General features: G+C 71.5%; 8 protein-coding genes. 7 read left to right on the top strand and 1 reads right to left on the bottom strand.

What is annotated here, in order from left to right:
* Nucleotides 1-76: 76 nt before the first annotated feature.
* Complete coding sequence (locus tag FK498_RS15220; RefSeq protein WP_141856002.1) at nucleotides 77-1,150, bottom strand: ABC transporter ATP-binding protein; 1,074 nt, start codon at nucleotides 1,148-1,150, stop codon at nucleotides 77-79.
* 74 nt (nucleotides 1,151-1,224) lie between these two features.
* Between FK498_RS15220 and FK498_RS15215 the strand changes: the two genes are divergently transcribed.
* From FK498_RS15215 to FK498_RS15185, 7 genes are all read left to right on the top strand, one after another.
* On the top strand, nucleotides 1,225-2,283 hold the full coding sequence (locus FK498_RS15215) for a sugar phosphate isomerase/epimerase (RefSeq protein ID WP_141855999.1): 1,059 nt from the start codon (nucleotides 1,225-1,227) through the stop codon (nucleotides 2,281-2,283).
* On the top strand, nucleotides 2,280-3,296 hold the full coding sequence (locus FK498_RS15210; RefSeq protein ID WP_141855997.1) for an aldose epimerase family protein: 1,017 nt from the start codon (nucleotides 2,280-2,282) through the stop codon (nucleotides 3,294-3,296). The genes FK498_RS15215 and FK498_RS15210 overlap by 4 nt, the downstream gene beginning before the upstream one ends.
* A 53-nt stretch (nucleotides 3,297-3,349) precedes the next feature.
* The gene (locus tag FK498_RS15205; RefSeq protein ID WP_141855993.1) at nucleotides 3,350-4,315 is read left to right on the top strand and encodes an alpha/beta hydrolase; all 966 of its coding nucleotides are present in this window, start codon (nucleotides 3,350-3,352) and stop codon (nucleotides 4,313-4,315) included.
* Nucleotides 4,316-4,337: 22 nt separating this feature from the next.
* Nucleotides 4,338-5,888 (top strand): ABC transporter substrate-binding protein, encoded by a 1,551-nt coding sequence (locus tag FK498_RS15200; protein WP_161988438.1) that lies wholly within the window; start codon nucleotides 4,338-4,340, stop codon nucleotides 5,886-5,888.
* Nucleotides 5,889-5,908: 20 nt separating this feature from the next.
* Nucleotides 5,909-6,856 carry an ABC transporter permease gene (locus FK498_RS15195; RefSeq protein ID WP_141855989.1) on the top strand — a complete coding sequence of 316 codons (948 nt, stop codon included), beginning with the start codon at nucleotides 5,909-5,911 and terminating at the stop codon, nucleotides 6,854-6,856.
* Nucleotides 6,846-7,724 (top strand): ABC transporter permease, encoded by an 879-nt coding sequence (locus FK498_RS15190; RefSeq protein ID WP_141855987.1) that lies wholly within the window; start codon nucleotides 6,846-6,848, stop codon nucleotides 7,722-7,724. The genes FK498_RS15195 and FK498_RS15190 overlap by 11 nt, the downstream gene beginning before the upstream one ends.
* The coding region (locus tag FK498_RS15185) for an ABC transporter ATP-binding protein (protein WP_141855985.1) at nucleotides 7,721-8,614 on the top strand (894 nt) is incomplete at its 3' end. The genes FK498_RS15190 and FK498_RS15185, both read left to right, overlap by 4 nt.

Here is an 8,614-nt window from a genome sequence, read left to right as displayed (position 1 = left end):
ACCCCGGCGGCGAGCGCGCGCGCATGATGCCGGCCCCAGGCGCCGTAGCCGATCAGCGCGACGGCCATCGGCGCGGTCACAGCCGGCGCCCCGTCGCCCGGTCGAACAGGTGCACGCTGTCCGGCGCGATCGCGAGCCGCACCCGCTCCCCCGGCCGCCGGACGCTGCGCGGCGGCACCTTCGCGTGCAGCGCCTCGCCGGCGAGATCGAGCGTGACGAGCGTTTCCGAGCCGAGCGGTTCGACCACCACCGCCGGCGCGTCGATCACCGGGCGGTCGCTCGCCGCGCCTTGCGGCAGGTAGATCAGCCGCTCCGGCCGCAGGCCGACGACCAGCGCCTCGCCCTCGTAGCCGTGCGACTCCGGCGGCAGCGGAATGGCCGTGCCGCCCGGCAGCACGGCGGCGCCGTTGGCGATCGTGCCGGGCAGCAGGTTCATCGCCGGCGCCCCCATGAACCCGGCGACGAAGGTCGTCGCGGGCGCGTCGTAGATCTCCTCCGGCGTGCCGAGCTGCTGGATGTGCCCGCCCTGCATCACGACGATCCGGTCGGCGAGCGTCATCGCCTCCACCTGGTCGTGCGTGACGTAGATCGTGGTGGCGCGCAGCCGGTCGCGCAGGCGCTTGATCTCGGTGCGCATCTGCACGCGCAGCTTGGCATCGAGGTTCGAGAGCGGCTCGTCGAACAGGAACACCTTGGGATCGCGCACGATCGCCCGGCCCATTGCGACGCGCTGGCGCTGTCCGCCGGAGAGCTCGCGCGGGCGGCGGTCGAGCAGATGCGCGATGTCGAGGATCGCCGCCGCCGCCTCCACGCGCCGGCGGATCTCGGGCCGGGAGACCCCGCGGTAGCGCAGGCTGAAGGCCATGTTCTCGGCGACCGACATGTGCGGATAGAGCGCATAGTCCTGGAACACCATGGCGATGTCGCGGTCCTTCGGATCGCGCTCGTTCACTACCACGCCGTCGATCGCGATTTCCCCCGCGGTGACGTCCTCGAGCCCCGCGACCATGCGCAGGATCGTGCTCTTGCCGCAGCCCGAGGGGCCGACGAGCACGACGAACTCGCCGTCCGCGATCTCCAGATCGACGCCGTGCACGACTTCGACCGCGCCGAATGCCTTGCGCACCTGGCGCAGGCTGACGGTTGCCACCGGCGACGCTCTCCCACCCGCGACCGATCCGCGCCATTCTGCTGACCGTGTCGTTCCGCTGGCAAGGGGTGACCATGGCGAGACCGGCGACGATCCAGGGCCCGGGGGTGTTCCTGGCCCAGTTCATCGGCGACGCGCCGCCCTTCGACAGCCTCGCGGGGCTGGCCGGCTGGGCCGCCGGGCTCGGCTTCCGCGGCGTGATGGTGCCGACGCATGATGCGCGCATCCTGGATGTCGAGGCGGTCGCCCGGGATGCCGCGCGCGCCGACGAGGTCCGTGCGGCGCTGGCCGATCGCGGCCTCGTGCTCACCGAGCTTGCCGCGCACCGGTTCGGCTGGCTGCTCGCGCATCATCCGGCCTATGCGGTGGCGGCGGAACGCATGGCGCCGAGGGAGGTCGGCGATCGCGTTGCCTGGGCCGGTGCGCGGCTCAGGCTGGTGGCGCGGGCGTGCCGCGCGCTCGGCGTCTCGCGCTGCGCCGTGTTCTCGGGCGCGCTGCTCTGGCCCTACGTGCATCCCTGGCCGCTGCGCGATCCCGGACTGATCGCGGAGGGCTTCGCCGAGCTCGCGCGCCGCTGGCGCCCGATCGTCGAGGCGTTCGACGCGGCGGGCGTCGATCTGTGCGTCGAGCCGCATCCCGGCTGCGACGTCCACGACGGCGTCACCTTCGAGCGGTTCCGCGCGGCCCTCGGCAACCATCCGCGCGTGAAGCTGCTCTACGATCCGAGCCACATGGTGATCCAGGGCATGGACCATCTCGGGTTCATCGATGCCTATGCGGCCCTGATCGCGGCGTTCCACGTCAAGGATGCGGAGTTCCGCCGCTCCGCCCGGTCGGGGGCGTTCGGCGGGTTTCAGGACTGGATCGACCGCCCCGGCCGCTACCGCAGCCCGGGCGACGGCGCGATCGACTTCCGCGCCGTGTTCTCGCGGCTGAGCCAGCACGGCTATGGCGGCTGGGCGACGCTGGAGTGGGAGTGCTGCCTGAAGCGGGCGGAGGACGGCGCGCGCGAGGGGGCGGCGTTCATCGCGCGGCACATCATCGCGGTCACGCGGCACGAGTTCGACGCGGCCCTGCAGGGGCGCGGGCTCGCGCCGGGCGAGATCGCCCGTGCGCTTGGGCTCCAGCCGTGACGCGACGGCTCTTCGGCGCGCTGCCGGACGGGTCGCCGGTCGAGGAGATCACCCTCCGCGCGGGCGCGATCGAGGCGCGGATCATCACCTGGGGGGCGGTGCTGCGCGATCTCGTCGTGCGGGATCGCGCCGGCCGTCCGCGCCAGGTCGTGCTGGGACTGAACACGATCGAGGACTATCTGGTCCACTCGCGCAACTTCGGCGCCATCTGCGGGCGCGTCGTCAACCGCATCGCCGGAGCGCGCATGACGATCGACGGCGTATCCTGCACGCTGACGCCGAACTTCCGCGGCCGCCACACGCTGCACGGCGGTGGATCGGGCTTCTCGCGCCGCGTCTGGTCGGTCGCGGCGGCCGACGAGGCGAGCGTGACGCTCGATCTCCACTCCCCGCACGGCGAGGAGGGGTTCCCCGGGACGGTGCGCGCCCGCTGCGTCTGGCGCGTCGAGCCGCCCGCGGTCCTGCGCGTCGCCCTGACGGCGACCACCGATGCACCGACCGCGGTGAACCTCGCGCCGCACGCCTACTTCAATCTCGACGGCGCCGCGACGATCGATGCGCACCTTCTGGAGGTGGCCGCCGATTTCTACACGCCGGCGGACCCGGACGGGATCCCGACCGGCGAGATCCGCACGGTGGCGGGGACACCGTTCGACTTCCGCAGCGGCCGCCGCCTGGGCGACATGCCGCGGCCGGAGGGGGGCTACGACGTCAACCTGGTGCTGCGCCGCGCCGGGGCCGCGCCGGGCCTGCTGCCGGTCGCAACGCTCAGGAGCGCCGACGGCGCACTCGCGATGGAGGTGCGCACGACGGAGCCAGGGCTGCAGCTCTACGACGCGGCGGGCCTCGACCTGCCGGTGATCGGCGTCGATGGCCGGCGCTACGGCCCGCGTGCAGGGCTGGCGATCGAGCCGCAGCGCTTCCCCGATGCCGTGCATCACGCACATTTCCCGTCCGTGATCCTGCGGCCGGGGCAGACGCGACGGCAGGAGACCGCCTTCGTGTTCGCATGACGAAACCACCGGGCGGCATTGCCACGCCCGCCCGCTTGGGAGAACATCGCGGCATGGATGATGTCCCGCGGCACGGTCGGGGGCCGCAGAAGCACCCCGAGATGGCGGCCTATCAGGCGCTCAGCGAAGCCGCCTTCGCCAGGTATCCGGACACCACCACGCTGCCGCTGCCCATCGCGCGCGAGATCCAGGAGGAGGTGGGGCGCAGCTTCGCGCGCGGCGGGCCCGAGATGGCCGAGACGGTCGAGCGGCTGCCGCAGGTGCATGGCCGCTACATGCTCTGCCGCTGCCACTACCCGGTGACCGATCGCCCGCTGCCCGTGCTGGTCTATCTGCATGGCGGCGGATGGATGTGGAACAGCATCTACACCCATGATCGCCTGATCCGCTCCTACGCGGCGGCCTCGGGGCTCGCCGTGGTCGCGCCGGACTACAGTCTTTCCCCCGACAGCCGGTTCCCCACGGCGGTGGAGGAATGCGTCGCGTTCGTGCACTGGCTGGTGCGGCGCGGTGCCGAGTGGGGGCTCGACCCGGGCCGCATGGTGATCGGCGGCGATTCCGCAGGCGCCAACCTGACCGTGGCGACCGCGCTCAGGCTGCGCGACGCCGGCGGGCCGATGCCGCGCGGGCTGCTTTTGAACTACGGCGTCTATGACAGCGACCTGACGCGACCGTCCTACCGTGCCTACGCGACGGGGCACATGCTGACGGCGGCGAAGATGAAGCTGTTCTGGGACGCCTATGCGCCCACGCCGGAGGCGAAGGCCGACCCGATCTCCGCACCCTTGCGGGCGGATCTGCGCGGCCTGCCGCCGGCGCTGATGCACGTCGCCGAGCTGGACGTGCTGCACGACGAGAACATCCTGATGGCGGAGCGGCTGAAGGCGGCCGGCGTGGCGACCGAGCTCACTGTCTATCCCGGCATGCTGCACGGCTTCCTGCGCGCGCTCGGCCATGTGCGCGCAGCGGACCAGGCGGTCGCCGCGGCCGGCGCCTGGCTCAAGGACCGGGTGGCCTGACAGGAACGGAAGGGAGGGACGTATGGCGCTGACACGACGCGATCTCCTCGCCGGAACGGCGGGGGTGGTGGCGCTCGGGACGACCGCAGGCCCGGCGGCCGCGCAGCGGCGCGGTGGCGACCTCGTGTTCGGCCAGGAAGCCTCGGTGCCGACGCTCGACATGCACTTCTCCACCAGCATCGCGAGCCGCAACACCGCGCTCAACATGTACGAGATGCTGGTGACGCGGAACGAGCAGAACGCCGTGGTGCCGGACCTCGCCGAGACGTGGGAGGTGTCGGCCGACCAGCGCACCTACACCTTCTCGCTGCGGCGCGGGGTGAAGTTCCACAACGGCAAGGAGATGACCTCGGCCGACGTGCTCGCCTCCTGGCAGCGCTACCAGAGGGTCGGCCTGCAGCGCCGCATCCTCGACGCGGTCGAGCGGCTGGAGGCGCCGGACGCGAACACCTTCGTCGTGCGGCTGAAGGAGCAGCAGGCGACCTTCCTCGACAACATCTCCGCCTTCACCACGCCGATCACGATCCACCCCGCCGAGGAGCGCGACAAGGAGGGCGGCAAGCTCGAGCCGATCGGCACGGGGCCGTTCCGTCTGGAGGAGTTCGTCGCCGACAGCCACGTGCTGATCCGCCGCTTCGACGGCTACGTGCCGAACCCCAACCACCGCGGCACCGACGGCTTCGCCGGGCACAAGCAGGCGCTGGTGGACAGCGTGCGGCTCAGGCTGGTGCGCGAGCCCGGCGCGCGCGTGGCCGGGCTGGAGACGGGCGAGCTCCACATCGTCGAGGACGTGCCGACCCAGGCGGCGAAGCGGCTGAAGGACCACGCGGAGATCCAGCTCCTGCCGCTGCGGCACTGGTGGCTGCACGCGGCCTGGGTGAACCACGCCCGCGGGCCGACCGACAGGCTGCTCGTGCGGCGCGCGATCCAGACCGCGCTCGACATGGAGGCGATCATGGAGATCGCGACCGACGGCTCCTACGATCTCCAGCCCGGCCTGCAGTATCCCGGCAACCCGTACTACACGGATGCCGGCAAGCAGTACTACAACGTCAACGACCCCGCGCGCGCGAAGGCCCTGCTGAAGGAGGCCGGCTACAACGGCGAGGAGCTGGTGATCATCACCAACTCCTCGTATGCCAGCATGTACAATGCCGCGGTGGTCGTGACCGAGCAGCTGCGCGGGATCGGCATGAAGGTGCGCATGGACGTGTTCGACTGGGCCACCGCGATCGCGCGCCGGCGCGACAGGACGACCTGGAACCTGTGGTTCACGGGGCAGGGCACCGGCCCCTCGGTCGGGCCGTTCACGGCGCTGATCGACGTGGTCTCGCCGCAGCTCAATCAGTTCGTGCCCGATCCCGAACTCGACAGGATCTATGCCGAGCTGGTCTCCGATCCCGACGAGGCGGCGCGCAAGCGGCACTTCGCGCGTTTCCAGGAGCGGGTGTACGAGCAGGTGCACTTCCTGAAGTTCGGCGACCTGACCAAGATCCAGGCGGCGCGCAGGATCGTGCAGGGATTCAGGCCCTACAGGATCCCGCGCTTCTGGAACGTATCGCTCGGCGCCTGAACCGCCTGGCCGGCTGAGCCATGCTGCGTTTCGCCGCGGCGAGGCTGCTCGCCTCCCTGCCGGTGCTGGTGCTCGTCTCGCTTGTCTCGTTCTCGGTGATGCACCTGATCCCCGGCGATCCGGCCTCCGTGATCGCCGGGCCGGCGGCGACCAACCAGGAGATCGAGCAGATCCGCCGGTCGCTCGGGCTGGATCGCCCGTTCCTCGAGCAGATGGCCGCCTGGTACTGGAACGTGCTCCAGGGCGATCTCGGCCGGTCGATCCTGCTCGGCACCTCGGTCTGGCAGGCGCTGGTCGACCGCCTGCCGGTGACCGGCTCGCTCGCGGTCCTGGCGCTGGTCATGACGGTGGCGATCGGCGTGCCGGCGGGCGTGCTGGCGGCGCTGCGCGCGAACTCGGCCGTGGACGCGGCCGTCACCGGGTTTGCGCTGCTCGGCGTCTCGGTGCCGTCCTTCTGGCTTGCCCTGATGCTGATCGTGCTGTTCTCGGTGATCCTGGAGTGGCTGCCGACCGGCGGTTACGTGCCGCTCTCGGCCTCGCCGGTCGACTGGTTCCGGTCGCTCCTGATGCCCTCGGTCTCGCTCGCGCTCCTGCAGATCGGACTGCTCGCCCGCATCACCCGCGCCACCATGCTCGAGGTGCTGCGGCAGGACTATGTGCGCACCGCGCGCGCGAAGGGACTGCCGCGGGCAATGGTGATCGGCAAGCACGCGCTGAAGAACGTGATGGTTCCGGTGATCACGGTCATCGGCATCAGCTTCGGCCTGCTGCTCTCCGGCTCGATCGTGATCGAGACGGTCTATTCGCTGCCGGGCATCGGCCGCCTGGTCGCGACCTCGATCTTCGGCCGCGACTACCCCGTGATCCAGGGGACCCTGCTGCTGACGGCGACCATGCTGGTGCTGCTCAACCTAGTGGTCGATCTCCTCTACGCCGCGATCGACCCGCGGGTCCGCTATGGCCGCTGACGCCGCCGTCGCGACGCTGGGACCACCGCGTCGCCTGCCGACGCTGCGGCGGCTGTTCCGGCACAGGCTGTTCCTGGTCGGGCTCGTGCTCTTCGGGGCGATGGCGGTGCTGGCGCTGGGCGCCGATCTGATCGCGCCGCTGGCACCCGAACGGATGCAGTTCCGTGCGCGCTTCCGCCCGCCCGGCGAGGGATTCCTGCTGGGCACCGACAATTTCGGCCGCGACATCCTGAGCCGGCTCGTGTTCGGCGCGCGGCTCTCGCTCGCCATCGGCTTCGCGGTGGTGCTGGCCACCGGCCTGGCCGGCACCGTCATCGGGCTCGTGGCGGGCTATTTCCGCCGGCTGGACGAGCCGCTGATGCGGGCGATGGACGCGCTGATGGCGTTCCCCGCGGTGATGCTGGCGCTGGCGATCGCCGCCGCCCTCGGTCCTTCCGCCGTGAACGCGGTGATCGCGCTCTCGGTCGTCTACATCCCGCGCACCGCGCGCATCGTGCGCGCGAGCGTGCTGGTGGTGCGGGAGATGGAGTACGTGCAGGCCGCGCTCGCCTTCGGCGGACGGCATCTCTGGATCCTCCGGCGCCACGTGCTGCCGAACAGCCTCGCTCCCCTGATCGTGCAGCTCACCTTCATCTTCGCCTATGCCGTGCTGGCGGAATCGATCCTCTCCTTCCTCGGCGTCGGCCCGCCGCCGCCGACACCCACCTGGGGCAACATGATCGCGGAGGGGAAGGACTACATCCGCGAGGCGTGGTGGATCGCGCTGTGGCCGGGGCTGGCGATCTGCCTCACCGTGCTCGGGCTCAACCTGCTCGGCGACGGATTGCGCGACGTGCTCGATCCCAGGCTGAAGGTGCAGCAGGGATGACCCGGCTGCTCGAGGTCGAGGATCTCGCCGTCTCGTTCCGCACCGATCGCGGCGAGGTCGAGGCGCTCTCGGGCGTGACCCTCCATCTCGACGCGGGCGAGGTGATCGGCGTGGTCGGCGAGTCCGGCTGCGGCAAGAGCCTGACCGCGCTCTCGGTGATGGGGCTCGTGCCCGACCCGCCGGGACGGATCACGGCCGGGCGGATCCGGTTTCGCGGGCAGGACCTCCTGGCGCTCGGCGATGCCGCGATGGCGCGGCTGCGCGGGCGCGAGATCGCGATGATCTTCCAGGAGCCGATGTCGGCGCTCAATCCGGTCTTCACCGTCGGCGAGCAGGTGGCCGAGGTGCTGCGCGTGCACGAGGGTCTCGGCCGCGCGGCGGCGCGCGAGCGGGCGGCCCTACTGCTGGCGCGCGTCGGCGTCCCCGATCCGGGGCGGCGGCTCGCGCAGTATCCGCACGAGCTCTCGGGCGGCTTGCGCCAGCGGGTGATGATCGCGGCGGCCCTCGCCTGCCGGCCGAAGCTCCTGATCGCCGACGAGCCCACCACCGCCCTCGATGTCACGATCCAGGCGCAGATCCTGGCTTTGCTCGCCGATCTGCAGCGCGAGTTCGGCATGGCGACGATGCTGATCACGCACGATCTCGGCGTGGTCGCCCAGGTGGTGACGCGTGTGGTGGTGATGTACGCGGGCAAGGTGGTGGAGGAGGGGCCGGTCGAGGCGGTGTTCGAGCGGCCATCGCATCCCTACACCGCCGCGCTGATGCGCAGCATCCCGGCCCTCGCGGAAGGCCGGACGCGCCTGCCGGCGATCCCCGGCAGCGTGCCCGCCCCCGGGCTGTGGCCGCCCGGCTGCCGCTTCGCGCCGCGCTGCGAGCGCGCGGTCGCCGCC

Source organism: Elioraea sp. Yellowstone (genome assembly GCF_006704265.1).
Taxonomy (GTDB): Bacteria; Pseudomonadota; Alphaproteobacteria; order Acetobacterales; family Acetobacteraceae; genus Elioraea.
Note: the sequence above shows the minus strand (reverse complement) of the source record. Positions and strands in the feature narration are given on the sequence as shown.

Excerpts from the sequence above, each read along its gene's own strand:
- FK498_RS15190 (WP_141855987.1), top strand. The coding sequence starts at position 6,846 with ATGGCCGCTGACGCCGCCGTCGCGACGCTGGGACCACCGCGTCGCCTG.
- FK498_RS15200 (WP_161988438.1), top strand. The coding sequence starts at position 4,338 with ATGGCGCTGACACGACGCGATCTCCTCGCCGGAACGGCGGGGGTGGTG.
- FK498_RS15195 (WP_141855989.1), top strand. The coding sequence starts at position 5,909 with ATGCTGCGTTTCGCCGCGGCGAGGCTGCTCGCCTCCCTGCCGGTGCTG.
- FK498_RS15205 (WP_141855993.1), top strand. The coding sequence starts at position 3,350 with ATGGATGATGTCCCGCGGCACGGTCGGGGGCCGCAGAAGCACCCCGAG.
- FK498_RS15215 (WP_141855999.1), top strand. The coding sequence starts at position 1,225 with ATGGCGAGACCGGCGACGATCCAGGGCCCGGGGGTGTTCCTGGCCCAG.